The organism is Mesorhizobium muleiense (genome assembly GCF_900099905.1).
In the GTDB taxonomy this organism is placed as follows: domain Bacteria; phylum Pseudomonadota; class Alphaproteobacteria; order Rhizobiales; family Rhizobiaceae; genus Mesorhizobium; species Mesorhizobium muleiense.
The window spans coordinates 39342-63511 of the sequence record NZ_FNEE01000019.1 but is presented as its reverse complement, the minus strand read 5'-3'; the positions used below and the strand labels follow the sequence as shown (position 1 = coordinate 63511).

The following is a 24170-nucleotide window of genomic DNA, read 5'->3' as shown; positions in this document are numbered from 1 at the left end:
TTGATGCGGCCACCCGCCGCGGTTGTTTTGACCGGCGGGAATAGCGTCACACTTGTTACTCCCACTGGTCGTTTTCCGGTGCCAAACTAGTTTAGGCCCAACAACCAGCGATGAGCAGCGAATGAGCCGTGCTTCAGCGACGCGGGAATTCGCCCAGATCAGGAGGAAGCCATGACTTCAGCAGCCAAGAGCGAACGGAAAAGCGGACAGATTGCCATGCGCACACCACCGGTGGTGTCGCCGCAGGAGTGGGAAGCGGCCCACGAGCAGCTGCTCGTGAAGGAAAAGGCCCAGACCCGCGCCCGTGACGCGCTGGCCGCCGAGCGGCGGCGGATGCCGTGGATGGCGGTGGAGAAGAATTATGCGTTCGAGGGGCCCGACGGGAAGGTGAGCCTGCTCGACCTGTTCGACGGTCGGCGTCAGCTGATCGTCTACCGTGCCTTCTTCGAGCCGGGAGTGTTCGGCTGGCCCGACCATGCCTGCCGCGGCTGCTCCATGGTGGCCGACCAGGTCGCCCACCTCGCTCATCTGAACGCCCGTGACACCACTCTCGTCTTTGTCTCGCGTGCGCCGCAGGCGGATATTGCGCGGTTGAAGGCGCGGATGGGCTGGGAGATACCATGGTTCACCCTCACCGACAGCTTCGACGCCGATTTCGGTGTCGACGAGTGGCACGGCCACAACGTGTTCATCCGCGACGGCGACCGCGTGTTCCGCACCTACTTCATCAACAACCGCGGCGACGAGCAGATGGGCGGCACCTGGAACTATCTCGACATCACGCCGCTGGGCCGGCAGGAGGTCTGGGAGGACTCGCCCGAAGGCTATCCCCAGACCCCAGCCTACAAATGGTGGAACTGGCACGACAGCTACGCCGCGGATCCGGCAGCCGACAAGAAGTGGGCCGAGGTGTCGGAGGCCGGAGAGGCGGCGTTCCGGGAGGCGAGCACGAAGCAATGAACCAGACCTGATCCGCTGAGATCGACGGCGGCGGCGTCGAATCGCAGGAATCCTGTTCCCAGCGGCGCTGGCGCGGCGGCTCATGAGCGATCCGTGCGCTGTTGCCGTGTTGTTCCCCCAACCGGACAACCTCGGAGGGCGTCCGGCGGTAGTGCTGGATCAAGTCAATTGATCACGGCCGATTCACGCTGTTCGTCAGCCCATTGACGTACATGACCAGGTTCAGCGGATCGAACCTGAGGCCGTGGAACTTGGCCGCGAAGCGCCCGCCGCGGTCGATCACGTGCGTCACCAAGCCATGCATCTGCTGGCCGCCTTCGAGCGGATCGAAACGGACGTTGTATTGCTCGGACAGCTTGCGCGTCGCATCCTCCGCCTGCCCTTCGCGGGTGGTCAGGAAGGTCCAGTTGCGCGGGTCGAGCCCGTGCGCTTCGCCGTATCCCTTCATGACCTCGGGCGTGTCTGACTTCGGGTCTGTCGTCACCGTCAGGAACTGCACCAGGTCCTTCATGGGCGTTTCGTTGACCATCGCCTGGACGCGGGCGATCAGGTCGGAGTGCAGCGGGCAGACGTCGGTGCAACTCGCGAACACGAAATTGAGTACAACGACCTTGTCGGCGAAGTCCGAGAGGCGGACCGGATTGCCTTCGTCGTCGGCCAGATCGAATCCCGGCGCTGCGGGAGCATCGATCGCCTGGAAATACTTCTCCTCGCTGCCCATAAGCCTGTCGAGATCGGCGCCCGGATGATGGGCAAATGCGGGAAGCGCGAGGACAGACGTGACGGCCATCGCGGCGAGAAGTGTTTTTCTGTTCATCTCCGTTCTCCGGTTTGGTCGAGTTCTCGTACGATGATCCCTTCGAAGAAGGAAACCATCTCGGGGGTGTCCCATTCGGCGGGTCCGGCGAGCCGCGCGAGCTCGTTTCCGTCGGGGCCGATCAGAAGCGTGGCTGGCAGGCCGAACAGTCCCAACGCGCGGATCGCAGTCCCGTCCTGGTCGATGAAGACGGGGAGTTTGACCCCGATCTCGTCGAAGAACTTCCGGACTGCGCCGCCTCCCGCTCGGTCCACCGAAAGGGCGACGACATCGAATCCCTCGCCGCCGAGCCGCCCCTGAAGGCGGTTGAGCGTGGGCATTTCGGCCCGGCAGGGCGCACACCAGGTCGCCCAGACGTTGAGCAGCACCATCTTGCCGCGCCAATCTTCGAGAGATTGCGGCTCTCCCGCCTCGTCGGCGAGGATGAGCTCGGGCAAGGGCTGCGGCTCCTCGTGCAGCGGCATCACTGTCGGTTCCTGCGCGTGCGCGTTGCCCACGGCCACAACGACGGCAAGTATCAGCGCCGACAGGATCGTCTTCACTGCGTCTTCTCCTGCTCGCGGCGGCTCATCTCCGACTGGTAGGCGCGCTCCCGCTCCGGCCATGTGCTCTTGATGAAGGCGAGAACGGCGCGGATCTCCTCGTCGCTCAAAATGTCCTCGAATCCCGGCATGTCGCTAGCGTACCCGTTGCCCACCACGGCGGCTGGACCCTTTTTGGTGATCCGGAACAGCACCCCGTCCGGGTGGTGCCAGGTGTGCCCGGACGCATCGTGCGGCGGAGCGGGCATGCGTCCCGAGGGAAGCTGCCTCTTCCAGTCAGGCTGGCCTTCGAGGCTGGCCCCGTGGCAGGAGGCGCAGTTCGCGGAATAGAGCTGCCGTCCCCGCGCAACTGCCGCGGCCTCGCTTGCTCCGAACGACCAGATCAAGGCGAGGGCGGCAACTCCCAAGAGCGCCGCGAAGCCGAGGATAACAGCCTGCCTGCTCATTTGCGGCCGCTGAAGAACAGGTACTTCACCAAGGTCGCGACCGCGAGAACGAGCGCAACTGCGAGCAGAAGCCAGCCCACACCCATGCCCAGCATCATGCCGCCCATGCCTTCCATCATTCCGCCGTCCATCGTTGTCGGCTCCTTTTCCGCGTCTCGTTGCAGGCCTATTCCCGCGCGTATACGCCGCCCACGCTGCCAGACTTGGTGATCTCCAGCATCTCGAACGGCGCTTCCTTGGTGCCGCTCATTCCCGGCGAGCCCATTGGCATGCCGGGCAGCGTCACGCCCTTAATGTCGGGCCGCTCCGTGAGCAGCTTCTTGACCGTGCCGACGGGGACGTGGCCGCTGACGACGTAGCCATCCACGAATGACAGGTGGCAGCCCTGGAATTCGTCCGCGATGCCTGCCTCGCGGCTCATCTCGGCGAGGTCGTGGGTGGCCTTGCTGGTGACGGTGAAGCCGTTCTCCCGCAGGTACTCGGCATAGCCTTCGCAGCAGCCGCACTGCGGGTTCTTGTAGAGGGTGACGTCCTTCTCGCCCGCGAGCGCCGGGACGGCAGCCCAGACGAAGGAAGCGAGGGCGACGGCATTCAGGATAGTACGCATTTTCGGTTCTCCTTTTGAGGGATTGGTCAGGCGACGCGGAAGACGCCCATCATCCCGGCGGCCTGGTGTTCGAGTATGTGGCAATGGAGCATCCAGTCGCCCGGATTGTCGGCAACGAGGGCGATCTCCACCCGCTCGCGCGGAGACATGAGCACCGTGTCCTGCCACTCGCGGTGCTTGCTCGGCTTGCCGTTCCGGGAGATCACCCGGAAGGAATGGCCGTGCAGGTGGATCGGATGATGCCAGGCCGTCGCGTTGGTCATCGCGATGGCATGGCTCTTGTCCCGCGCAAGCGTCAGCATCGGGTCCATGACGTGCCCTTCCGCCGCGATGCCGTTGATGAACCAGATGCCGCCGGAGTGCATCATGTTCATCATGCCGCCCATGCTGCCCATCATGCCGCCAACCGCGCCGGGGAAATGCTTGCGCGTGTCGCCCATGCTGCCGCCCATCTCCTGCATGACCATGGCTCCCATCATGCCGCCGTTGAAGGTGACCTCGTGCCGGACGGCCGATGCAAGGTCCGGCTCCGGCAGCGGGTTGGGCGGGAGGGCGACAGGCCAGTCGGGAGCCGCCTGCCTGAGCGGATTACCGGCATAGGCTAGGTCGACCAGGCGGTATTCGAGGCCCTCGTAGAAGCGGTCGATCACGGAAACCCGGCTTCCGGCGTCAGCCGTCATGTCGAGGATGAGGTCGGCGCGCATCGCGGGCCCCAGCACGACCAGTCCGCCTTCCGGCACATGCGGCTCCACTGGCTGCCCGTCCAGCGCGATGACGGCAGGCTGATGGTTCCCGAAGTCGAGGCCGAAAATGCGGGCGGTGGCGGCGTTGATCAGCCGCAGCCGGATGCGTTCTCCGTTTCGCACCTGAAAGACATCCGGTACGCGGCCATTGATCGTGACCGTGTTTCCGACCCGGCCGTTGTGCATCATGTCATGGCGGTTGCCGAAGTCTTCCCGCATCTCGGCGGTTTTGGTCAGCCGCCAGTCGGACAGCACCCATGTGACTTCGCGGTCGACCCGGATGGGATCGGCTTCCTCCACGATCAGCGGGCCGTAGAGGCCTCTGCCGACCTGCTCGAAACTGCGATGGTGCGGATGGTACCAGAAGGTGCCTGCGTCGACGGCATCGAACTCGTAGGCAAAGGTCTCGCCGGGCCAGATCGGCGCCTGCGTGAGGTGCGGCACGCCGTCCATCGCGTTCGGGACTCGCAAACCGTGCCAGTGCACCGTCGTCTCTTCGTTGAGTTTGTTCTCGACCGCCACCCGCAGGCGTTCTCCCTGGCGGATGCGAATTTCCGGACCGGGCAGGCTGCCGTCATAGCACCAGATGGGGGTATCGCCATGCGGCTCTGGCGCGATCTGGGCGCGTCCCGGTCCGGCGCGGATCCGGAACTCGCGAAGGCCTGCGGCGTCGGATCGCGGTGGAAGCACCACGCCCGCCGAAACGGCGGCGGCCGATGCGAGGAAGGTTCGACGCGTCAGCGCCGGCACACGTGGATAGGGCATTGGATCAACCATTCCGGAATAGGCTTTTTTGACGCGCGGACGTAGCCGGGCGCGTCGACGGGTCGGTCGCGAGCGGATGCCGCGGCCGTGTCAGCTCAGGAAGGTGGTTCGGGGAGGATAGGGCTCAGGCGGACCGGTGCGGCCGTCGGACGGTTCTCCGGGAGGCAAGGATACGATACCGGCGAAATGCGGCAGCTCGGCCGCGGCAGGCGTGCAGATCGCGACAAGCGAGGTAACGCAGAACTGGTCGCATGCCGACGCCTGGCCGTCATCGCCGGGACAGTTCTGGCAGTCGGGCATGTCGCCGTCCATCTCAGCCATCGACATCTTCAGGGACATGTCCGTCAAAGCCGCGGCATGCGCCGCCGTGCCGAGGGCGAAGGCCGCGAGGAAGACGACTGCGAGGATGCGGACGAACCTGCTCATTGAGTAGACAGTAGTCCTGGCTCTGCGCCGTGTCCAGATTCGGTCGCAGGTGAACCATGACCGCCGCAAACGGATGCCGACGGGAGGCGATTTGTTGCAGGCTGCCTTGGAATGTCTGACTAGGTTCCGGAAATTGTCTGGCGTGAGATTATAACCGCCTTTGGTGCCATTGCGCTGGCTTCTGGACCGCGGCGGCATTAAGCGGTTCCGAGTAGCCTAAGACGCGAAGTCCGCTAGTTATGATTCTAGAGTGGCCGGCCGGCGCGGATCATGGAGCGTGCAATTGCGAGCTGCGCCCCGACCTCGGCGTTTCCTTTTGCGGGAGCCGCGCCGCCTTCACTGAGTTGGAAGCGGCTGTGGAAGGGCCTCCAGCATGCCGGCGAGGCGCCCAAGGAGATGAAGAAGCGGCCGACGATGCAGTGGGTTAAGCCGGGTTCACTAGCGTCACGCACCGTTGTCACCGCAAGAGCAATTCGCACTCCGAGTTCCTCGTGTCGTCAGGCAGTTATCCATCCGGCGCTAGGCTCAAAACTCAACGGAAGATCAGTTGACTTTGAGCCGCAACGGCTCATCCTTGACTTGTTGGCCTACCTTTCCGACCAACTTTTGATAGGGAGGAAGCAATGGAAGCCGTCAATCGTAGATCCACACTTGCACTCGGTCTTACAGTGGCCGCAACGCCACTGATCGCTTGGGCGACCCCAGCCGCCGCACAGACTTACGGCCCCGATGAGGGCAAGGAGGTCGGCCCCGGTGTCAGAGTTGTAGCGCTTGGTGAGCGGGCTTCGGTCATACCGGCTTATAAAACGGTCATGCTACGCGATGTTGTAATCCAACCCGGGGCGAAGACGCCGGACAACGTGATGAAGAATGACATGCTCTGCCACCTGACCGAGGGAGAACTTTCTGTCGTTCAGAACGAGAAAAAGTTCACCGTCAAGAAGGGCGATGTTTGGACCTGCGCCAAAGCAGATACGACCGAAGGCACCCAGAACACGAGCAGTGCCGTCGCAATCATGCGGGTCATCGATTTGATGCCCGCATGAAGTAAGCGATGGGTGGAAGAGTGGCTATGGCTGCCCTAAAAGAGATACCCGAGCGCCTATCTGTCGTGGTGGGGGAACGTCCAGCGACGGGCCGCCTTCCATCCCGGCCATTGTCGATCACCGGCTGATTGAGTTTTGACCCTAGTCCCCCGACAGCTGCTTGATCTGTTTCCCGATTTCCTTGGATCGCCGCGCGAAACGATGGCGATGATCGCCAGTAGTTCGGCCAGTTCGCGGCGGCGGCGCAACCGGCGAACAGCTGATCTCCCCGCGTCCAGCCTGCTCCCAGCATGCAGTCGACGATCGCCTGAAAGCTTGGCTCCATCGCCTCCTGGCAGTCGATCTCACGGTCGGGATAGTCGCCCCGTCCTTCTCGCTCGGTTCCGCCTCGCCGATGTCGAGCTGCGGTATTTGGGCGACAGCTATCGGGAGCGGCTTCGATAGGAGAGACCCCAGCAATTGGATGCACGCATTCGGCTGGGACAAAGCCGCTGGAAGCGGCGACGATCGCTTGCAGGGCTCAGATCGCTCCGCCGCCATTCATGCCGACTTGACGATCGACAATGTGCGTTTGTAGGTGGCCGGTTTGGTGCGGAAATTCGCGGCGGGAGCAGGTCGGCCGACGTGAAAGCCCTGGATCTTATCGATGTCGAAGTCGCGGATAAGGGCCAGCTGCTCGTCGGTTTCCACCCCCTCGACCAGGATTTTATGGCCGCGATTTCGCACCAGGGCAATAATGTCCTGCAGCATCGCCTTGCCCCTTGGGGTGCCGCAGTCATGCAGGAACGAGCGGTCGATCTTCACCGTATCGAAATCGATGAGACGAAGCCATGAGAGGCCCGCGAAGCCCGTCCCGAAGTCGTCAAGCCATACCCTGACGCCCAGCAGCTTCAGATCGCTGATGCAGCGCAGAATGTCGGAGTGCATCTCCATCTCCAGCCCTTCGGTGATTTCGAGGGCCAGCCTGCTGCCGGCGACGCCGGTCTCGCTCAAAATCGTCGCAACCGAAGCTGCGAAGCCGGGCGTCTTGAGCTGAATTGGAGAGACGTTGACGCTGACGACACGGACGTGATCGTCCGCCAGGAGTTCAGTGCACACTGTCCTTATGGCCCAGCGCCCGAGTTCCAGGACCGCGCCGGTTCGTTCCGCAACAGGAATGAACAGACTCGGCGGAACCGATGTGCCGTCCAGCATTTTGAGGCGCATCAGAGCCTCGACGGCTTCAACCCGGCCAGACGCCACATTCTGGATGGGCTGATAGACGAGTGAAACGAGATCCTGGCCGATCGCGATCTTCAGCAAAGCCGCAATATTCTCGCTCTCGTCGCTGCTCTGGGGATCGTTTGGATCGAACAGCCAGGTACAATTGCGACCGCCTGCTTTTGCCAGATAGAGCGCACGATCGGCCTCGTGGATGATCTTCTCCAGCTTGGCGCCGGTCTGCGGCCTGGTGAAGGCAGCGCCAACGCTCACCGTCACCACCGAGGTGCCGTCCCTGCGCTGCTGGTGGGGAAGCGCGAGGTTCTCCACCGTGCTTCGAATGGCTTCCGCGAGACCTGCAACCTGTTCCCTTTTCTCCATGCGAGCCAGGACGATGAATTCTTCCCCGCCGTAGCGGCCGATTGAGCCATTGTGCTGCTTGATCATCTCGGCAAGAGCATTGGCGACGAGTATCAGGCAGCGGTCGCCTTCCTGATGTCCGTAGTAGTCGTTGAACCTTTTGAAGAAGTCCACGTCGATGAGGATCGCCACAAAAACGCTGCCATGCCTTTGCCAATCGCTCCAGTAGTCGCGCAGCTTCTCGTCAATCGCCCGCCGGTTCTCCAGACCCGTAAGCGGATCGGTTCTCGACAGACTCAACAGCGCCTGTCCGCGCTCGGTGGCTTCCTTGTGCTGGATTTTGGCTTCGAGGGCGTTGAGGAAGACGTTGTAACGTTCCTCGTTCAGCTTCCAGTTTACGTAAGATGTAAATGTGAAGCATGATATGTAGAAAGTTCCAAATACCATCTTGTATGCTAATGCGGAAGGCACAAAGTAGTTTACAATATACAGTATTATTAGAATTATACTTGAAGTCACGATAGACAGGCTGAATTTAAACGTAAAAAATAGATTGGCGCTCATCATAAAGATGGTGCCGAAGACCATGTAATAAGAGACGCTTTCCTTGTCCGCACCCGTAACCGCTGGGGACAACCAACCAACATAGCCAAAGATGATGGCAGCGGCGCAAGTCACGTCAATCCATTCCGTGGCGACCCCCCGGCGAAGTTGTGCTTCCAGGGTCAACAGCGCCGTCACTCCGACCGCGAAGCGTGCCATGATCGTATAGAGTGCGACATCCGGAATCAGCAGCAGGTCCGTTGCCGAAAACAGCAGGTAGATGGTAACGGCGATCCAAAGCCCCGGCCTGGCGTCCATTCTTCGCTTCGCCTGGCCTTCCTCTCGGTAGAGTTTGCGGAGCTCGTCGGAGCGCGGCTCGTAGCGCTCAAGCGGTTCCGCATGGGCCATATCGGCCAATGCGGATGACGCATATTCGTTCGTCACCGTAAGCCCCATTTGAACCGGGCTTTGCATGCCGAACTCATTTCTAGCTTCTGCCCCCACGCCGGCCGACTCCTCAGGCGCGACAGCGAATTGCGGCGCCTCGCAAGCAATATGCAGTCGCGCATATAGGTTTGCGTTAACTCGTATCGGGAATCCGACCCGCAAGGCGCCCAAAAAATCAGCATGGTTGGCGGGAATTTAACGACACCGCTAAAATGCCGGAGATGTGTCTTGGCAAAGATAAAATTTTAGGCAATATCTAACTATATCTAGTTAAATGTAATTATGGAGTTCTGCGGTGGCAACCATCCTCGATGGCAAAAGTCTGATTACTGCCGAGATGATCGCCGCCAGTCTCCCTCGAAGAAAGCTCGAGCCTCATAGCGAAGCGTTCGAGACCGCTCGCGTCGAGCTCGCGCTCATTCTCCACATCACGCACCAGCAGATTGAGCAACGAAAAGACCCCGCGGAGATCATTCGCCGTCTGATGTCGCATCTCGAAGCAATGCGTTCCAAGGTTCATCCGGACGTTTGGCAAGCATTGATGCCGGTGGTGCGGGGCCACCCGGTCCTGGAGTACTTTCTTGAGGATCCGCTCACGCGGTGGTCCCACGACAAGCCCAGAGGTTATTCCGGCGACGCACAGTTGCTCGACTACATCTATTGTGATCCGCACGTGGCGGAGAGCGTGGCAAACGCCTCGGAGGTCGGCAAGGCGCTCTACAGGCATACCAAGGATGTGCCGTCGTGCGTCGCGGCGCGCGAACGACGCGATCTTTTGACCCGATATGTCGATGAGATTGCGACCAGGAATGGACCTCAAACCGAGGTCCTGGCGATTGCGGCCGGCCATTTAAGGGAGGCCAATCGCTCGGCCGCCTTACAGGAGGGCCGTCTCAAGCGCTGGGTTGCGCTCGATCAGGATCCTCAGAGCGTTGGATTGATCACGCGCGACTTTCAGGGCACTGCGGTAGAGGCCATCGACGGCTCGGTGCGAACCATGCTCACGAGGGGCCACAAGCTTGGCAAGTTCGACTTCATCTATGCCTCCGGCCTTTACGACTACCTTGCGCACAACGTCGCCGTGAAGCTCACGAAAACCTGCCTGCAGATGTTGAAGCCGAACGGGACATTTCTCTTCGCGAACTACGCAGAGGGCAACCCTGACGCCGGCTACCGGGAGACGTTCATGAACTGGGTGTTGCTGCTGCGGTCGGAGGCCGATATGTGGAACATCGTCAATGCCAGCGTCGACCGAAACACCGTCGAGGCGCAGGTGTTCTTTGGCGAGAACCGCAACGTCCTCTACGGCGTCATCGAAAAGCGCGGATAACGACCGCCCGGGCTGCAAGCTTGTGGCGGTTGGCGGCAGCCAGTCCGATTGCGTTTAATCTTCGAACGCTGCGCTTAACGTCTCGAATGGCGCCAGCGCGCCGCGCACCTGGACGACTGCGGCGGCGACGCGATGCGCGCGCAGCACCGCCTCGGTCGGGGCATGGCCGGCAAGCCGGGCGGCGAGATAGGCGCCATTGAAGGAATCGCCGGCGCCGGTGGTGTCGACCGGGGCGGCGACATGCACGGCCGGAACGGGTTGCAGGGTCCCGCTTGTGGCGATCAGCGCCGGTTCCTCACCGTTCTTGACGACGACTTCGCCGACCAGCTTTCGCAGCCGTTCCGCGGTTTTCTGCGGCGCTGCGTCGCCGAACAGCATCTGCTCGTCGGGAAAGGTCGGCAGCGCGATGTCAGTGACTGCCAGCGCATCGAGGATCGCGGTCTGTGCTTCCTCGCGCTGGCCCCACAGCCGCGGCCGATAATTGGGATCGAAGGCGACAAGCGAGCCGGCGGCGCGCGCCTTGGCCACTGCCGCCAAAAGTGTCTTGCGCGCGGCGTCGTCCAGAATTGCCAAAGTGATTCCGGAAAAGTAAACAAGCGCCTGATTTTCAAGGCTTTTCGCCAAAGCGACCGCGTCGGAGGCAAGCTGCCTCGCGGCGGCGTCGCCGCGCCAGTAGGTGAAGGAGCGTTCGGCGCCAGTCAGCGTGATTGCATAAAGGCCGGGCCGGGCGCCTGGTATAATCGGGCTGGCGCCGATGCCGATGCCGTTTCGCGCGAAGAAATCGATCTGGTCGCGCGAGAACGGGTCGTCGCCGAAGGCCGACACATAGGTCGCCGGCCGGTCACCGCTCAGCGCATGCAGCGCCCACAGCGTATTGAATGTGTCGCCGGCAAAGCCCATGCGCCAGTTCGGACCGGCCTGGCCTGAAAGCTCGAGCATGCATTCACCGATCGATGCGACGCCGTTTCCTGCCATGTATCTCTCTCCCGGTGCATGTCGCCCACAGCTTGCGCAGCGGTTTTGGGATAACGACATGCACAAACCAAGACCCGGTGCTGTAGCTTTTTGCGGGCGCCAGCGCCATGCTTGGCGGCAGCGGATTTTTGCGCCGGCGGCGTTTTCTCAGCTGCGCGACGGGACGCGATCCGCTCAGTGAGACGTTATTTCTGGAAGAGGAACAGGTTTGGCATCGTTATGGCGCTACGTTCTGGCAGGTGTTGGTCTGGCTGCCTTGCTGGCCGGCGTTCTCGCCGCCGTCTATGTGACCGCGCCGCAAGCGCCTCGGCCTGCTGGTTACGAGATGGCCGGCTCCGAGATTGCCCGGTCGAAAGAGACGGCGAACGGCCTGTTTGTAGCCAGTTTCGAGCCGGAGCGGGGCGTTATCCGTCAAGGCGAGCTGCAATCCTGGCTGCTGACCCTGAAGACAAATGCGGGCACCCCGGTGGAGGGCGCTGCGATCTCGATATCCGGCGGCATGCCGCAGCACAGGCACGGTCTGCCGACCAGCCCGCACGCGACCGATTATCTGGGCGATGGCCGCTATCGCATCGGCGGGGTGAAATTCACAATGAGCGGATTGTGGCAACTGCATTTCGCCATTTCCGCGGCGGCCGGATCCGACACGGTGGTCTTCAATGTGCTGCTCTGAGCGCTGCAGCAAGATGAACCGCTTTTCGCGACTTTTCGCGCTGCTGGCGATGGCTGTGCTTGCCGGCTGCGGCAAGCCTGAGTTTTCCGATGCCGAAAAGAAGACCATCGCCTCGCTGGCGCTGTCAGCCCTGCCGCCGCTGAAAGCCGACACCACCAACCGCTTCGCCGACGTGCCGGCCGCCGCCGCGCTCGGCGCGACGCTGTTTTTCGATGCCGGGATGAGCGGCGACGGCAAGGTTTCCTGCTCGACCTGCCACAAGATCGACCGGCAGTTCCAGGACGATCTGCCGCGAGCGGTCGGTGTCGGCCGCACCAACCGGCGCACCATGCCGCTGGCCGGCGTTGCGCATGACGCATGGTTCTTCTGGGACGGGCGGCGCGACAGTCTCTGGGCGCAGGCGCTGGCGCCGCTGGAAAATCCGCTGGAGCAGGCCGGCAACCGCGCCGCCTACGCGCATTATATCAAGGCGCGATTCGGCGAGCGCTACGAGCGCATCTTCGGGCCGCTGCCCGACCTTTCAAATGTGCCGGCCAATGCCAGTCCGCTCGGCGGCGATGCCGAGAAGGCTGCCTGGAATGCCATGTCCGGTGCGCAAGCCGAGGACGTCAACCGCGTCTTCGCCAATATCGGCAAGGCGATCGCCGCCTTCGAGCGATCGATCGCGCCACCGCAGACGCGCTTCGACCGGTTCGCTGCCGCTTTGGATACCGGTATACAGGCGCCGCAAGGCGACGATGCCTTGTCGCCCGAAGAAATCCTCGGGCTAAAGCTGTTCATCGGCAAGGCCAATTGCGTGACCTGCCATAACGGGCCGCGTTTTACGGACGGCGGTTTTCACAATACCGGCGTGCCGTCGGTGGCGAACCTGCCGCCGGATCGCGGCCGCATAGACGCGGTACGCCAAGTCGAGGCCGATCCGTTCAACTGTTTCGGCGCGTTTCGCGATGGCGACGCCGGCGCCTGCGGCGAGCTGCGCTTCATGGTCAAGGCCGGGCCGGAACTCGTCCGCGCCTACAAGACGCCGTCGCTGCGCGGCGCCGCCACCCGCGCGCCCTACATGCATGCCGGGCAGTTTTCCTCGCTCGAGGAGGTTGTGGCGCATTATTCGAAGGCGCCTGCCAGTGTCGAGGGTTTATCCGAGATCCAGCCGCTGCAGCTTTCGGACCGCGAGCGCGCGGCGCTGGTGACGTTCTTGAAGACGCTGGCGGAGTGAAGCCGGGTTTGTTTTCGACAAGAGCGGACCACTGTCTTGGGCCGCCAAGCACCGATGTAGCCCCCTTTGTTGACACGATGCAGGGTCGCTGATCATGATAACCAAGGCGCAAAGTGCGATACCTCAGGCTGTGGGAGGATAAAAATGCAGCCACTTGTCATCGACGCAAAGCCTCAACCTGTTTCAATTGACCCCGCCAAGACTGCGGTTCTCGTCGTGGACATGCAGAATGACTTCGGCTCGAAAGGCGGTATGTTCGACAGAGCCGGCATCGATATCTCCGGGATTCAACGGGCTGTCGGCCCTACTGCAAGCGTAATAGCGGCCGCTCGCAAATTGAGACTGCCCGTCATTTATCTGAAGATGGGGTATCATTCCGACCTTTCGGATCTCGGGACATCGGACGCGCCCAACCGTATCCGACACCTCCAGATTTTTGGGGTCGGTGAGAGCATGACAGCGCCGGATGGCAGCGAGAGCCGGATTCTGATCCGCGACACCTGGGGAACAGATATCGTCAACGACCTAAAGCCGGAGGCGGGGGATGTTGTCCTTTACAAAACCCGGTTCAGCGGCTTCTACCAGACCGAACTCGATGCTGTTCTGAAGTCCGCAGGCATCGAACAGCTCATCGTGACAGGATGCACGACCAGCGTGTGTGTGGAATCGACAATTCGGGATGCCTTCTTCAGGGACTATCACTGCATCCTGCTGACGGATTGCACGAGCGAGCCGATCGCGTTGGACTCCCCAAGGAGCAACCATGACGCCTCGATCACGCTCGTGCAGATACTCTTTGGATGGACATCGACGTCCGACCATTTCTTGAGGGCAATCGAGGAGCAATTCCAGGAGCGTCTTGAACGAGCCGGATGAACTGACGAGCTCATTGAGCGCCTACCGGTCCTTGACCGTCTCCATCGCCACGAAAGTCGAGGTCTGGGCGACGTGGGGCAGGGCGGAGATGCGCTCGCCGAGTACGCGGCGGTAGGCGGCGATGTCGGTGGTGCGGACTTTCAGCAGATAATCGAAGCTCGACGCCATCATGTGGCATTGCTCGATCTCCGGCACCGCCTGCACTGCGCGGTTGAAGGCGTCGAGCGCGGCCGAGCGGGTGTCCGACAGTTTCACCTGGACGAAGGCGACATGGCCTTCGCCCATGCGCTCACGGTCGACGATCGCCTGGTAGCCTCGGATGATGCCGTCCTTTTCAAGCCGCTTGACCCGCGCCTGCACCGGCGTCTTCGACAGGCCGACCTTTGCCGCGAGTTCCGACATCGAAAGCCGGCCGTCGCTGCCCAGCGCCGAAAGGATGTTCCTGTCGATGCGGTCCAATTGGTCTTCTGTCATCAAATATCTGGTCAAATTGGAGGAAATCCGGCCAAATGATAGATCAATCGACCTCTCATGTCGATTTCTTTGGACCGATCGAAACTACGCTTTGTGCTAGCTTGCGTCATTCGGTCCGGTGACCGCCGGACCGCTCCCTGATGCTCGCTCCACAGGACCGTCATGCCAGCGCTCGAAGCCATCCACCAGCAGATCCGTGCCAATTACTTGCCTGACGAAGACGAGGCCGTGAAGCGGCTGGCCGAGGCGACAGGGCTTTCGACGAAAGAGCGCAAGGCAATCTCGGCCCGCGCCGCCGATCTGGTGCGGGCGGTGCGCGGCTCGTCCGATCCGCGGCTGATGGAAGTTTTTCTGTCCGCTTACGGCCTGTCCACCAAGGAGGGCGTCGCGCTGATGTGCCTGGCCGAAGCGCTGCTGCGGGTGCCGGACACCGAGACGATGGACGACCTCATCGCCGACAAGATCGCGCCGCATGACTGGTCGGCGCATTCGGGCGGCTCGAGCTCGATCTTCGTCAATGCGTCGACCTGGGCGCTGATGCTGACCGGCCGGGTGCTCGACGAAGGCGAGGACGGCATCGAAGGCACGCTGCGCGCCATGGTGCGCCGGCTGGGCGAGCCGGTCATCCGCAGGGCGGTCGCTGCCGCCATGCGCGAAATGGGCGAGCAGTTCGTGCTCGGCCGCACCATTGCCGAGGCCGTCAAGCGCGGCCGGCCGATGACCCAGAAAGGCTATCTCTATTCCTTTGACATGCTGGGCGAAGCGGCCCGCACCGAGGCCGACGCACTGCGCTATCTCAAGGCCTATGCCGACGCCATCTCGTCGCTCGATGCCGGCGCCAACGGCCCCGACATCCGCCAGAATCACGGCATCTCGGTCAAGCTGTCGGCGCTGCATCCGCGCTACGAGGCGACGCAGAAGGAAAAAATGCTGCCTGTGATGGCCGAGCGGCTTTTGTCGCTGGCGCTGGCGGCGCGCCATTCGCGCATGGGCCTCAACATCGACGCCGAGGAGGCCGACCGCCTCGACCTGTCGCTCGAAATCATCGAGCGGGTGCTGGCCGAGCCGGAGCTTGCCGGCTGGAACGGTTTTGGCGTCGTCGTCCAGGCCTATGGCCCGCGCGCCGCCTTCGTCATCGACTGGCTCTATGCGCTGGCGAAGAAGCACGACCGCACCATCATGGTGCGGCTGGTCAAGGGCGCTTACTGGGACACCGAGATCAAGCGGGCGCAGGCGCTCGGGCTCGACGGCTATCCGGTCTTCACCCGCAAGGCCAACACCGACGTCTCCTATCTGGCCTGCGCGAAAAAGCTGCTGTCGATGACCGACCGCATCTATCCGCAATTCGCCACCCACAACGCCCACACCGTCGCCGCCGTCCTGTCGATGGCCGTTGATCGCCACTCCTTCGAGTTCCAGCGCCTGCACGGCATGGGCGAGGCGCTGCATGAGACGGTGCGGCGGGCCGAGGGCACGCGCTGCCGCATCTATGCGCCGGTCGGCGCGCATTCCGACCTGCTTGCCTATCTGGTCCGCCGGCTGCTCGAAAACGGCGCCAACTCCTCATTCGTCCACCAACTCACCGACGAGGAGGTCGAGCCGGAGGATATTGCCCGCGACCCGCTCGAAACCGTCGAGAAACAGGGGCCGGCCGCCAATCCGGCGATCCCCCGCCCGTCGGCGATCTTCGGTGCTGCCCGCCGCAATTCGAAGGGGTTCGACATCACCGATCCGGTGACGCTGGCCGCGATCGACAAGGCCAGGGCTGAATTCGCGCGTCCGGACCGCTGGCACGCCAGGCCGATCACCCGTGCCGCCGGCTACGGCAAACAGCGTCCGGTGGTCAATCCGGCAAAACCCGACGAGGTGGTCGGCACGGTCAGCGAGGCCACCGCCAAGCAGGTTGCGACCGCCGTACGCATCGCCATGGAGGCGCAACCGGCCTGGGCGAAGCGCGCCGTCGCCGAGCGCGCCGCCATCCTCAACCGCGCGGCCGACCTCTATGAGGCCAACGCCATCGAATTCTTCGCGCTCGCCACACGCGAGGCCGGCAAATCGCTGGCCGACGGCGTCGCCGAAGTGCGCGAGGCAGTCGATTTCCTGCGCTATTACGCGACCGAGGCGGCCAATGCCGAAACGGGAACCGAGGCGCGCGGCGTGATCGCGTGCATCTCGCCATGGAATTTTCCGCTCGCCATCTTCAACGGCCAGATTGCGGCAGCACTCGTCACCGGCAATTCGGTCATCGCCAAGCCGGCCGAGCAAACGCCGCTGATTGCCTTCCGCGCGGTCGAATTGCTGCGCGAAGCCGGTGTGCCGGAAGACGTCATCCAGCTTCTGCCCGGCGACGGTCCCTCGGTCGGCGGCCCGCTGACCGCCGACCCGCGCATTGCCGGCGTCTGCTTCACCGGCTCGACCGAGGTCGCCAAGCTGATCGAAAAGCAGCTGGCCGAGACCGCCGCGCCCGACGCCATGCTGATCGCCGAGACCGGCGGGTTGAATGCGATGATCGTCGATTCCACTGCGCTGCCCGAGCAGGCGGTGCGCGACATCCTGGCCTCGGCCTTCCAGAGCGCCGGCCAGCGCTGCTCGGCGCTGCGCGTGCTCTACGTGCAGAAGGACGTCGAGAAGAAGATGCTGGACATGCTGAAAGGCGCGATGGAAGCGCTCAGCCTCGGCGATCCCTGGCGGATATCGACCGATGTCGGGCCAGTCATCGACGAGGAGGCACAAAAATCGATCCGCGACTATTGCACTGAGATGGGCCTGCAAGGCCGGCTGATCGCCAAGCTCGAAGCGCCGAAGGATGGCCGCTTCGTGGCGCCGCATGTGTTTCGGGTCAAGGGCATCGAGGACATCGAGCGCGAGGTGTTCGGGCCGGTGCTGCATGTCGCCAGCTTCGACGCCGACGATATCGACGGGGTCATCGCCGCGATCAACCGCAAGGGTTATGGCCTGACCTTCGGCCTGCACACCCGCATCGAAGGCCGCGCCCAGCATTTCGTCGACGGCATCCATGCCGGCAACATCTATGTCAACCGCAACCAGATCGGCGCCGTGGTCGGCTCGCAGCCGTTCGGCGGCGAAGGACTTTCCGGCACCGGGCCGAAGGCCGGCGGGCCGCACTATCTCAGGCGGTTCCGCAAGGGGCCGCAGGCGGGCACGCCTGTTCTTGACGGCCGCAAGGTGACGGCGACCGAACTTGCCGACAATCTGCCGGACCCGACGCTCGACGGCTGGTCGACGCGGGCTGACCGGGTGGCGGTGCTGAGGAAGCATTTGCGCGGCAAGGGTGCTGCGGCCATCGGTGCCGCCGCAAGCATCGATTTCGGCCAGGTCGATTTGCCCGGACCGACCGGCGAGGCTAACACGCTGTCGCTGTCGCCGCGCGGCCGCGCGCTGTGCCTGGGACCGGACGCCGACACGCTGCTTGCCCAGACCATCCAGGCGCTCGCCGCCGGCAATGCGGTGCTGGCCGTCGCGCCGGGTGCGCCGGCAGCACTGTCATCACTGACCGGCAAGGGCCTGCCGCTGGCGGCCATCGACGGCCGGCCCGACCCGGTCGAGGCACGCGCACTGCGTGTCGACGTCGTTGCCTTTTCCGGCACGCCCGAGGCCGCTCGCATCGTGCGCAAGGTGATCGCCGACCGCGCCGGCCCGATCGTGCCGCTGGTCAGCGAAGTGCTCAACCCGGCCGCCTATGCGCATGAGCGCGCCGTCTGCGTCGACACCACGGCCGCCGGTGGCAACGCCAGCCTGCTGGCCGCGGCGTAAGGGAAGGCCGGGTGCGCTCATCTCGGGCAGGGCAATCACTTCAGGTTTGCGCTGCCGGCGAAGCTGCCGATCTCCCCCGTTGCGGGGGAGATGTCCGGTAGGACAGAGGGGGGTGTGAAGGATCGCCAACTTTCGACTTTAGCCACTCCCAACGGGAAATTCGCCTGAGGGCGTGGCTGTGACAGTTTGATAGGTCGGCGGGACAGCACCCCCCTCTGCCCTGCCGGGCATCTCCCCCGCAACGGGGGAGATCGGCAGCTTCGCCGGCGGCGACCTACTCACGCGCCCTCGACGACCGAAAAGCCCTCGAACTGCGGATGGCCGAGATAGTGCACCTTGGTGGAGCCGGCGTTGCGGTGCGCGGCGCGGAAATTCTCGGATTTGGTCCAGGCGACGAAATCCTCATGGCTCGCCCACACGGTGTGCGAGGCGAACAGCGTGTAGCCTTCGGCCTCGTTGACCGGACCACGCAGCAGATGAAATTCTTTAAAGCCTTTCATCTCCGAAAGACTTGAATCACGGTTCTTCCAGACGTCCTCGAAGGCCTCCTCGGAGCCGTTCTGGACCTTGAAGCGGTTCATGGCGATGTACATTGGCTGTCCTTTCGGGATTGGTGAATTGTGACGGTTGATGGTGGCCGAAACGATGAGGCGAGGCTGTTAAAATGGACCGATCCGCGCTTTAAACACCCAGCTTGACTTGCCGGTTTCGCTTGGAATGGGAGGGAACGGCGCCTGCTTGCGCACCAGTGTCAACGCGAATTGGTCAAGCTCCGCAGAACCTGAGCTTTCGGCAAGCTGTATATCGCTGATGCTGCCGTCGGCCATGACAACGAAAACGACCCTGGCATTGTTGCGAGCGCTCGCCTGTATCGCTTTCGAAACATGACGGTTGGCGCGGGCAAGCTTCTTCTGGACTTCACCGCTGTAGCCGGATTCGATCGCATTGCCTGCCGCTGCCTGCTCCTTGCCCTTGCTGGAAGCCACCGCGTCGCGTTCCTCGCCATCGGCGGCGCCGCGGGCCTCGTTGGTTTCGCCGGCTCCGACAGGACCTGATGTCGGGCTCGGCCTTGGCGTCGGGATCGGCGGCTGTCCGACATCGGCAGGAGGCGCCTCGGTGCTTTGCGCCGGAGCAGCCGGCTCTGCCGGCGTTTCGATCTTCGGAGCCACGCGCTGCTCGTCCAGCCGCGGGCTGTCGGCCATCATGTCTGGCGCGGCAGTGGGTTGCTCGACAATCTGCGGCAAGGGCGCGGGCGGCTGCGTGGCCATTTCCCTGATCGGCCGGTCACCGGTGGGCCGGTCGGCAGGCGGCTCTGGCTTGGTCTGGGGCTTGACCTCAGGCTTGGCTGGCCGCGGGTCGGGCACCAGGGTGACGTTCATCGCGCCCGGCACCTTACCATTCAAGGCGCTGCCGACCACATCGGCGCCGGTTCGATCGGCGCCTTCCATCTCGATTGCGTCCCCGGCATCAAACGTGCCGGCAGGTGGGATGAGAAAAGCGGCCGCCACCGCCGCATGAAACAGGCAGGAGGCGACGATCGCCGCCGTCCAATTGCGGCTCATGGCTGACGGTCGGGCAGGCGCAAGCGGTCCGGTCGGCGCAAGCGCCAGTTCGCCATCGGCGTCGGGGAGGGGACTGATGTTCTGCATGGCTCGCGGCGAGACCTGCCGCAACCGGCGCGGACTTGTCAAATCATTTGCCCTGGCGGCAACAGGCCGGCCTCGCACCCGCTTCCAGTCTGCCTTCTCAGACCCCGAAGGCGATGCCGGTCTTGGTCTCGGTCTTCAGTCCGCGCATGCAAGCGTCCGGCTTGATGCCGGTGCCGGCGCATTCGGTCGAGCTGTTGATCAGCACGCGGCTGACCTTGGCGCAGTCGGCGCCGGCAAGATCGAAACGCGTCACCTTGGTCTTGCCCGCCGGCAGGTCCTTGAAGTCGAGCACCGTCAGCCGGTCGACGACGCCGGCCTCGTTGAACAGCGCGATCTCGAACGCTGCCTTCGAGAGGTCGGCGCCGAGCGTGTTGTTGACCACGAAGGTCAGACGGCAGCCTTTTTCGGAGGCCTGCGCGCCATTAAGCTCAAGCGTGAGAGCAGGGGCCGGCGCGGACTGTTGCGCCCACGCCGGACCCATCGCAAGCGGCATGGCCAGCACCGAGGTCAGCAGGCGAAGCGATGCCGTCAAGCTTTTCATTGTCGTCAGCCTCCAAATCGCATTGTCGCCGCCAGCTTCAGCGTGACGCCAGGCTCGTAAACTACAACAGTGGCGGGTGCATTCAACGGGTTGGTGTATTTGACGCCGAACAAATTGTCAGCGCGAAAATCGACCTTGAGATTGTCGGTCGCCTGGTAGCTGGCGAAGACGTTGACCAGCGTGTAGTCCCTGGCCACCGGATTGCCCTTCGGCCTGCCATTATACTGCACCTCGCCGCCGACGGTCAGCTTGTCCTCCAGAAAGCGGAAGCCGAGTTGCCCGGTGACCTGCGAAGAGGGGACGGTGACAAGGTCTGCCCGCTCGCCGTCGTAGGAGATGGTGTGGCCATCGATGATCGACGCGGAAAGCCCGGCGAAACCCCAGCCGGCGTCATAGACGGCTTCCATTTCAAAGCCGCGGATCCTGGCTTCTGCAAAGTTCTGGTACTGGAAGCAGATCGGGATGCCGGGGCCGAACGGGCAGCCGCTGGTCGGGTCGAAGGCCGACAAGGTGACGCCTTCGATGTAGTCGTCGACATCGTTGTTGAAGTAGGCCGCCTTGAAACGAAACGCGTCGCCGGCCTCGACGATGTCGTCGTGCTTGTAGTTGACACCGAATTCGACGGTCTTGCCGGTTTCAGGCTTCAGATCGGGATTGGGGAGGAAGGGAAAGCTGACGCCTGCCGGATGATTGCCGCTGATGAGGGTTTCCGACAGCGACGGGGAGCGATATCCCTCGGCATAGGTGCCGTAGAATTGCAGTCCCGCAAGGCTGGCGGTTTCGAACGGCGAGACGCCGACGGTGATGCGCGGCGACAGCCGGTCGCCGGAGGTTTCGCCGACATCGCTTTCCAGCTTGTAGCTGTCGTAACGCAGGCCGGCGATGATTTCGAGCCAGCCCCAGGTGAGCTTGTCCTGGATGTAGGCGCCGGAAACGTTTCGATTGCCCGAAGGGGTATAGAAACTGGCGCCGCCTGCGTCGCCACCCGTCTCGACGTCGTCGCCAACCCAGTCACCGCCATAGGTCAGCTCGTGCGCAATGCCGGCGGTTTCGAACCGCGAGGTGTTCCAGATGTCGATGCCCGAAGTGCCGACATCGAAGGTCGACATCGAGCCCGCCGGCAGGACGATGGGAAGACCGGTGACTGGATCAAAGCGGTTTTGCGGAACCAGGCTCGTCATCTCCATGTTGGTCTTGTTGTAGGACGCGTTGACGTGGAGATCGAGCCAGCTCTTGTCCGCATCGGTGATGTTGTAGCGCGCCGTGAAGGTATTCGCCTCGAGGTCGACGTCATTCACCGGCGTGCCGCCGCTGACCTCGTTCCAGCCGTCGCTCGTGCCATTCCAGCCCAGCTTCAGTTCGCTGTTTTCGTTGGGGCGGATGGTTGTCTTCAGCAAGCCGCTCAAAACGTCGAAGCCGGTGCCGTCGACCGTATCGCCGCCGCCATCCTTGTAGTCGTCATAGTCGCGATAGACGATGTTGCCGAGGACATCCCAGTTTTCGTTGAAACGGTAGGCGCCGGCAGCGCTGGTCGTCCAGCCTTCGCCGTTGCTCTCATAGCGTCCGGTCGCAGACGCCGCCCATGTCTCGCCGTCGCGAAGATAGTCGTTCGCGTCCTTGGTCTCGAACAGGACAACGCCGCCAATGGCGCCCGAGCCGTAGGTGTTGGCGACCGGGCCGCGAATGACGTCGACGGATTTGATGAGTTCCGGGTCGATATAGAAGGTCGATTGCGGGCCGTGGTCGGAGCGCTGGAAATTCTGCCGCGCTCCGTCGACGATGACCGCGACGCGGCCGAAATCCTGCAAGCCACGGATGTTGACGCTGGAGCTGACGCGCCTTGCGTCGGCCTGGACCGCTACACCCGGCACACCCAACAGCATCTCGTTGGGCGTCGTCGCCATGCGGCGTTGCAATTGCTCCTGATCGATATGGCTGACCGAAGCCAGGGAATCGATCGCCGTCTCGCCAGTGCGGCTGACGACCAGGATCTGGTCGAGCAGCGTTGCGCCTGCCGCGGCCGGCTGTTCAGGCGTCTGCGCCTGTTCGGCCTGCTGCTGATCTGTTGCAGGTTGGGCGGCCTGTTGGGCATTGGCCGACGGGGTAAGCAGAGCGATCGCCGCAGCGCCCGCCAGCAATGCCGCCATGCCCGTTGCCATCGATCGATGCTCCGGATCTGGGTTGCTATTCGCCAGACCCAGCCGTCCCCAATTCCCCAACCCCATGCCCCAACTCCAAAAATCCTGGTTCGATGCTGGCCGGCTTGATGCGCCGGCATTTTTCGTCGTGTCCGGCTTCTTAAATCTTGACTCATCTAGTCCGGTATTGCACTGACTAGTAAACATGAGTATTCAAGTCAAGAAATGAATCGGCATTTCACGCACCGCCGCCCCAGCCGACCAGGCCCGGCCCAGGAAAGGGATCGAACCAGATGAACACGCACAATCCCAAGGACTTTCGGCCCAATGACTTTCGGCCCAATGACTTTCGCGATCGCGTCCGCCGTTCCGACGACAATTCGGCTCGTTTCGATCGGATTGCGTTGACGGTGAGGACCCTGTCCAGCAACGCCTTGTTCCAGGGCGAGCACGAGATCGGCATCGAGCATCACGGAGCGCTCTACCGGCTAAAAATCACCCGCCAGGGCAAGCTCATCCTCAACAAGTAGGTAATAAAAATATGGACCAGCGCGTAAGGCCCGCGCCGCACGAGATCCGGCGGGCGCGGGCAGACAATCCGAAGACGCGCGAGCGCGATCTCGCCGCCCAGCTTGGCATTTCGGAGGCCGAGTTGGTCGCCGCGCATTGCGGCGACGGCGTCCTCCGCGTCGAGCCGCGCGTCAATGATCTTTTGACCGGCCTCGAGGCCGTCGGCGAGGTCATGGCGCTGACGCGCAATGAAAGCGCCGTGCACGAGAAGATTGGCGTCTACGACAAGGTCGTGACCGGCAACCACAATGCCATGGTGCTCGGCGAGAACATCGACCTGCGCATCTTCCCGAAAGCCTGGGCGCACGGCTTTGCCGTCGAAAAGCGCGACGGCGGCGATATCAGGCGCAGCCTGCAGTTCTTCGATGCAGCAGGCGTGGCGGTGCACAAGGTGCATCTGCGGCCGGCGTCGAACCTCTATGCCTATCAGAAGCTGGTGGCCGAACTTGAATCGCCAAACCAGGAGTCGACGGTTTCGATTTCAGAAGGCGGGCTTGAAAGCGAGGCCAAGGCTTCCGCCGCTTCCGCTGACGTCGACGATCTGCGCGACCGCTGGAGCCGGCTGACCGACGTGCATCAGTTCTTCGGCATGCTGAAGACGCTGAAGCTCGACCGCCGCCAGGCGCTGCGCATGGTTGGCCAGGATTACGCCTGGCTGCTCGACAACGATGCCGTCAGCGCCATGTTCCATCATGCCGCTGAGGGCGAGATGCCGATCATGTGCTTTGTCGGCAATAGCGGCTGCATCCAGATCCATTCGGGCCCGATCAAGTCGATCAAGCCGATGGGGCCGTGGATCAACGTGCTGGACGAGACCTTCCACCTGCATCTGCGGGCCGACCACATCCAAGAGGTCTGGGCCGTGCGCAAGCCGACCAAGGATGGCCATGTCACGTCTCTCGAAGCCTATGGCGCCGACGGCAAGATGATCATCCAGTTCTTCGGCAAGCGCCACGAAGGCGAAAGCGAGCGCGAGGACTGGCGGTTTCTGGCAGAGAACCTGCCGCGCATTCCAAGCCCGACCGCAGCCTGAGGACAACCACAATGGCTGC

Annotated in this window: 23 protein-coding genes; 9 read left to right on the top strand and 14 right to left on the bottom strand. The window is 63.0% G+C overall.

The genetic code is table 11. The annotated features are described in order from the left end of the window. Nucleotides 1–171: 171 nt before the first annotated feature. On the top strand, nucleotides 172–960 hold the full coding sequence (locus BLT09_RS25415; RefSeq protein ID WP_167366534.1) for a DUF899 domain-containing protein: 789 nt from the start codon (nucleotides 172–174) through the stop codon (nucleotides 958–960). A 172-nt stretch (nucleotides 961–1132) separates the two neighbouring features. Here BLT09_RS25415 and BLT09_RS25410 read toward each other — a convergent pair whose 3' ends face one another. The 7 genes from BLT09_RS25410 to BLT09_RS25385 form a co-directional block, all read right to left on the bottom strand. Further along, nucleotides 1133–1777, bottom strand: a complete 645-nt coding sequence (locus tag BLT09_RS25410; protein WP_091598162.1) for an SCO family protein — start codon at nucleotides 1775–1777, stop codon at nucleotides 1133–1135. Next, the gene (locus BLT09_RS25405) at nucleotides 1774–2319 is read right to left on the bottom strand and encodes a TlpA family protein disulfide reductase (RefSeq protein ID WP_236473783.1); all 546 of its coding nucleotides are present in this window, start codon (nucleotides 2317–2319) and stop codon (nucleotides 1774–1776) included. Before BLT09_RS25405 ends, BLT09_RS25410 begins: the two co-directional genes overlap by 4 nt. After that, a complete protein-coding gene (locus tag BLT09_RS25400; protein WP_091598159.1) occupies nucleotides 2316–2765 on the bottom strand; it encodes a c-type cytochrome in 450 nt (149 codons plus the stop codon). Before BLT09_RS25400 ends, BLT09_RS25405 begins: the two co-directional genes overlap by 4 nt. Beyond that, entirely contained in the window at nucleotides 2762–2896 is a 135-nt protein-coding gene (locus BLT09_RS35560) for a hypothetical protein (protein ID WP_023803571.1), read from the bottom strand. The genes BLT09_RS25400 and BLT09_RS35560 overlap by 4 nt, the downstream gene beginning before the upstream one ends. Before the next feature lie 35 nt (nucleotides 2897–2931). After that, on the bottom strand, nucleotides 2932–3372 hold the full coding sequence (locus tag BLT09_RS25395) for a DUF411 domain-containing protein (protein WP_023803572.1): 441 nt from the start codon (nucleotides 3370–3372) through the stop codon (nucleotides 2932–2934). Between the two features lie 26 nt (nucleotides 3373–3398). Then, nucleotides 3399–4880, bottom strand: a complete 1482-nt coding sequence (locus BLT09_RS25390) for a multicopper oxidase family protein (RefSeq protein ID WP_091598156.1) — start codon at nucleotides 4878–4880, stop codon at nucleotides 3399–3401. 90 nt (nucleotides 4881–4970) lie between these two features. Further along, on the bottom strand, nucleotides 4971–5306 hold the full coding sequence (locus BLT09_RS25385; RefSeq protein WP_091598153.1) for a hypothetical protein: 336 nt from the start codon (nucleotides 5304–5306) through the stop codon (nucleotides 4971–4973). 623 nt (nucleotides 5307–5929) lie between these two features. Here BLT09_RS25385 and BLT09_RS25380 point away from each other — a divergent pair. Then, on the top strand, nucleotides 5930–6352 hold the full coding sequence (locus tag BLT09_RS25380; RefSeq protein ID WP_091598150.1) for a hypothetical protein: 423 nt from the start codon (nucleotides 5930–5932) through the stop codon (nucleotides 6350–6352). A 540-nt stretch (nucleotides 6353–6892) separates the two neighbouring features. Here the strand turns inward: BLT09_RS25380 and BLT09_RS25370 are convergent. After that, entirely contained in the window at nucleotides 6893–8863 is a 1971-nt protein-coding gene (locus BLT09_RS25370; protein WP_413468447.1) for a putative bifunctional diguanylate cyclase/phosphodiesterase, read from the bottom strand. A 334-nt stretch (nucleotides 8864–9197) separates the two neighbouring features. Between BLT09_RS25370 and BLT09_RS25365 the strand changes: the two genes are divergently transcribed. Then, nucleotides 9198–10232: a class I SAM-dependent methyltransferase gene (locus BLT09_RS25365; RefSeq protein ID WP_091598145.1), complete on the top strand. Its 1035-nt coding sequence runs from the start codon at nucleotides 9198–9200 to the stop codon at nucleotides 10230–10232. Nucleotides 10233–10286: 54 nt separating this feature from the next. On the opposite strand, the gene BLT09_RS25360 is transcribed toward BLT09_RS25365, so the two are convergent. Then, nucleotides 10287–11207, bottom strand: coding sequence for a sugar kinase (locus BLT09_RS25360; protein ID WP_091598142.1), 921 nt, complete (start codon nucleotides 11205–11207; stop codon nucleotides 10287–10289). A gap of 208 nt (nucleotides 11208–11415) precedes the next feature. On the opposite strand from BLT09_RS25360, the gene BLT09_RS25355 reads away from it, so the two are divergent. The 3 genes from BLT09_RS25355 to BLT09_RS25345 all read left to right on the top strand — a co-directional run bounded on the left by BLT09_RS25355 (nucleotide 11416) and on the right by BLT09_RS25345 (nucleotide 13972). Further along, nucleotides 11416–11880 carry a FixH family protein gene (locus BLT09_RS25355; RefSeq protein ID WP_091598139.1) on the top strand — a complete coding sequence of 155 codons (465 nt, stop codon included), beginning with the start codon at nucleotides 11416–11418 and terminating at the stop codon, nucleotides 11878–11880. Between the two features lie 13 nt (nucleotides 11881–11893). Beyond that, the gene (locus BLT09_RS25350) at nucleotides 11894–13096 is read left to right on the top strand and encodes a cytochrome-c peroxidase (protein WP_091598306.1); all 1203 of its coding nucleotides are present in this window, start codon (nucleotides 11894–11896) and stop codon (nucleotides 13094–13096) included. A 144-nt stretch (nucleotides 13097–13240) separates the two neighbouring features. Further along, nucleotides 13241–13972 carry a cysteine hydrolase family protein gene (locus BLT09_RS25345; protein WP_091598136.1) on the top strand — a complete coding sequence of 244 codons (732 nt, stop codon included), beginning with the start codon at nucleotides 13241–13243 and terminating at the stop codon, nucleotides 13970–13972. A gap of 21 nt (nucleotides 13973–13993) precedes the next feature. Here BLT09_RS25345 and BLT09_RS25340 read toward each other — a convergent pair whose 3' ends face one another. After that, entirely contained in the window at nucleotides 13994–14446 is a 453-nt protein-coding gene (locus BLT09_RS25340) for an Lrp/AsnC family transcriptional regulator (protein WP_023803583.1), read from the bottom strand. Between the two features lie 162 nt (nucleotides 14447–14608). Here BLT09_RS25340 and putA point away from each other — a divergent pair, with 162 nt between their 5' ends. Next, complete coding sequence (gene putA, locus BLT09_RS25335; protein WP_091598133.1) at nucleotides 14609–18220, top strand: bifunctional proline dehydrogenase/L-glutamate gamma-semialdehyde dehydrogenase PutA; 3612 nt, start codon at nucleotides 14609–14611, stop codon at nucleotides 18218–18220. A 278-nt stretch (nucleotides 18221–18498) separates the two neighbouring features. Here the strand turns inward: putA and hmuQ are convergent, their stop codons facing one another. From hmuQ to BLT09_RS25315, 4 genes are all read right to left on the bottom strand, one after another. After that, nucleotides 18499–18813, bottom strand: coding sequence for a heme-degrading protein HmuQ (gene hmuQ, locus BLT09_RS25330; protein ID WP_023803585.1), 315 nt, complete (start codon nucleotides 18811–18813; stop codon nucleotides 18499–18501). Between the two features lie 66 nt (nucleotides 18814–18879). Beyond that, a complete protein-coding gene (locus BLT09_RS25325; RefSeq protein ID WP_091598303.1) occupies nucleotides 18880–19869 on the bottom strand; it encodes a TonB family protein in 990 nt (329 codons plus the stop codon). Nucleotides 19870–19966: 97 nt separating this feature from the next. Further along, the gene (locus BLT09_RS25320; RefSeq protein WP_091598130.1) at nucleotides 19967–20410 is read right to left on the bottom strand and encodes a hypothetical protein; all 444 of its coding nucleotides are present in this window, start codon (nucleotides 20408–20410) and stop codon (nucleotides 19967–19969) included. A 5-nt stretch (nucleotides 20411–20415) separates the two neighbouring features. Further along, nucleotides 20416–22635: a TonB-dependent hemoglobin/transferrin/lactoferrin family receptor gene (locus BLT09_RS25315; RefSeq protein ID WP_091598127.1), complete on the bottom strand. Its 2220-nt coding sequence runs from the start codon at nucleotides 22633–22635 to the stop codon at nucleotides 20416–20418. 206 nt (nucleotides 22636–22841) lie between these two features. On the opposite strand from BLT09_RS25315, the gene hemP reads away from it, so the two are divergent. Both hemP and BLT09_RS25305 read left to right on the top strand, forming a co-directional pair. Then, nucleotides 22842–23078, top strand: a complete 237-nt coding sequence (gene hemP / locus BLT09_RS25310; protein ID WP_091598124.1) for a hemin uptake protein HemP — start codon at nucleotides 22842–22844, stop codon at nucleotides 23076–23078. An 11-nt stretch (nucleotides 23079–23089) separates the two neighbouring features. Beyond that, on the top strand, nucleotides 23090–24151 hold the full coding sequence (locus BLT09_RS25305; protein WP_091598121.1) for a hemin-degrading factor: 1062 nt from the start codon (nucleotides 23090–23092) through the stop codon (nucleotides 24149–24151). Nucleotides 24152–24170: the final 19 nt, after the last annotated feature.

Excerpts from the sequence above, each read along its gene's own strand:
- BLT09_RS25315 (WP_091598127.1), bottom strand. The coding sequence starts at position 22,635 with ATGGGGTTGGGGAATTGGGGACGGCTGGGTCTGGCGAATAGCAACCCA.
- BLT09_RS25305 (WP_091598121.1), top strand. The coding sequence starts at position 23,090 with ATGGACCAGCGCGTAAGGCCCGCGCCGCACGAGATCCGGCGGGCGCGG.
- BLT09_RS25350 (WP_091598306.1), top strand. The coding sequence starts at position 11,894 with ATGAACCGCTTTTCGCGACTTTTCGCGCTGCTGGCGATGGCTGTGCTT.
- hmuQ (WP_023803585.1), bottom strand. The coding sequence starts at position 18,813 with ATGTACATCGCCATGAACCGCTTCAAGGTCCAGAACGGCTCCGAGGAG.
- BLT09_RS35560 (WP_023803571.1), bottom strand. The coding sequence starts at position 2,896 with ATGGACGGCGGAATGATGGAAGGCATGGGCGGCATGATGCTGGGCATG.
- BLT09_RS25325 (WP_091598303.1), bottom strand. The coding sequence starts at position 19,869 with ATGCAGAACATCAGTCCCCTCCCCGACGCCGATGGCGAACTGGCGCTT.
- BLT09_RS25400 (WP_091598159.1), bottom strand. The coding sequence starts at position 2,765 with ATGAGCAGGCAGGCTGTTATCCTCGGCTTCGCGGCGCTCTTGGGAGTT.
- BLT09_RS25320 (WP_091598130.1), bottom strand. The coding sequence starts at position 20,410 with ATGAAAAGCTTGACGGCATCGCTTCGCCTGCTGACCTCGGTGCTGGCC.
- BLT09_RS25370 (WP_413468447.1), bottom strand. The coding sequence starts at position 8,863 with ATGGCCCATGCGGAACCGCTTGAGCGCTACGAGCCGCGCTCCGACGAG.
- BLT09_RS25360 (WP_091598142.1), bottom strand. The coding sequence starts at position 11,207 with ATGGCAGGAAACGGCGTCGCATCGATCGGTGAATGCATGCTCGAGCTT.
- BLT09_RS25340 (WP_023803583.1), bottom strand. The coding sequence starts at position 14,446 with ATGACAGAAGACCAATTGGACCGCATCGACAGGAACATCCTTTCGGCG.
- BLT09_RS25390 (WP_091598156.1), bottom strand. The coding sequence starts at position 4,880 with ATGCCCTATCCACGTGTGCCGGCGCTGACGCGTCGAACCTTCCTCGCA.
- BLT09_RS25380 (WP_091598150.1), top strand. The coding sequence starts at position 5,930 with ATGGAAGCCGTCAATCGTAGATCCACACTTGCACTCGGTCTTACAGTG.
- BLT09_RS25410 (WP_091598162.1), bottom strand. The coding sequence starts at position 1,777 with ATGAACAGAAAAACACTTCTCGCCGCGATGGCCGTCACGTCTGTCCTC.
- putA (WP_091598133.1), top strand. The coding sequence starts at position 14,609 with ATGCCAGCGCTCGAAGCCATCCACCAGCAGATCCGTGCCAATTACTTG.
- BLT09_RS25385 (WP_091598153.1), bottom strand. The coding sequence starts at position 5,306 with ATGAGCAGGTTCGTCCGCATCCTCGCAGTCGTCTTCCTCGCGGCCTTC.
- hemP (WP_091598124.1), top strand. The coding sequence starts at position 22,842 with ATGAACACGCACAATCCCAAGGACTTTCGGCCCAATGACTTTCGGCCC.
- BLT09_RS25345 (WP_091598136.1), top strand. The coding sequence starts at position 13,241 with ATGCAGCCACTTGTCATCGACGCAAAGCCTCAACCTGTTTCAATTGAC.
- BLT09_RS25415 (WP_167366534.1), top strand. The coding sequence starts at position 172 with ATGACTTCAGCAGCCAAGAGCGAACGGAAAAGCGGACAGATTGCCATG.
- BLT09_RS25395 (WP_023803572.1), bottom strand. The coding sequence starts at position 3,372 with ATGCGTACTATCCTGAATGCCGTCGCCCTCGCTTCCTTCGTCTGGGCT.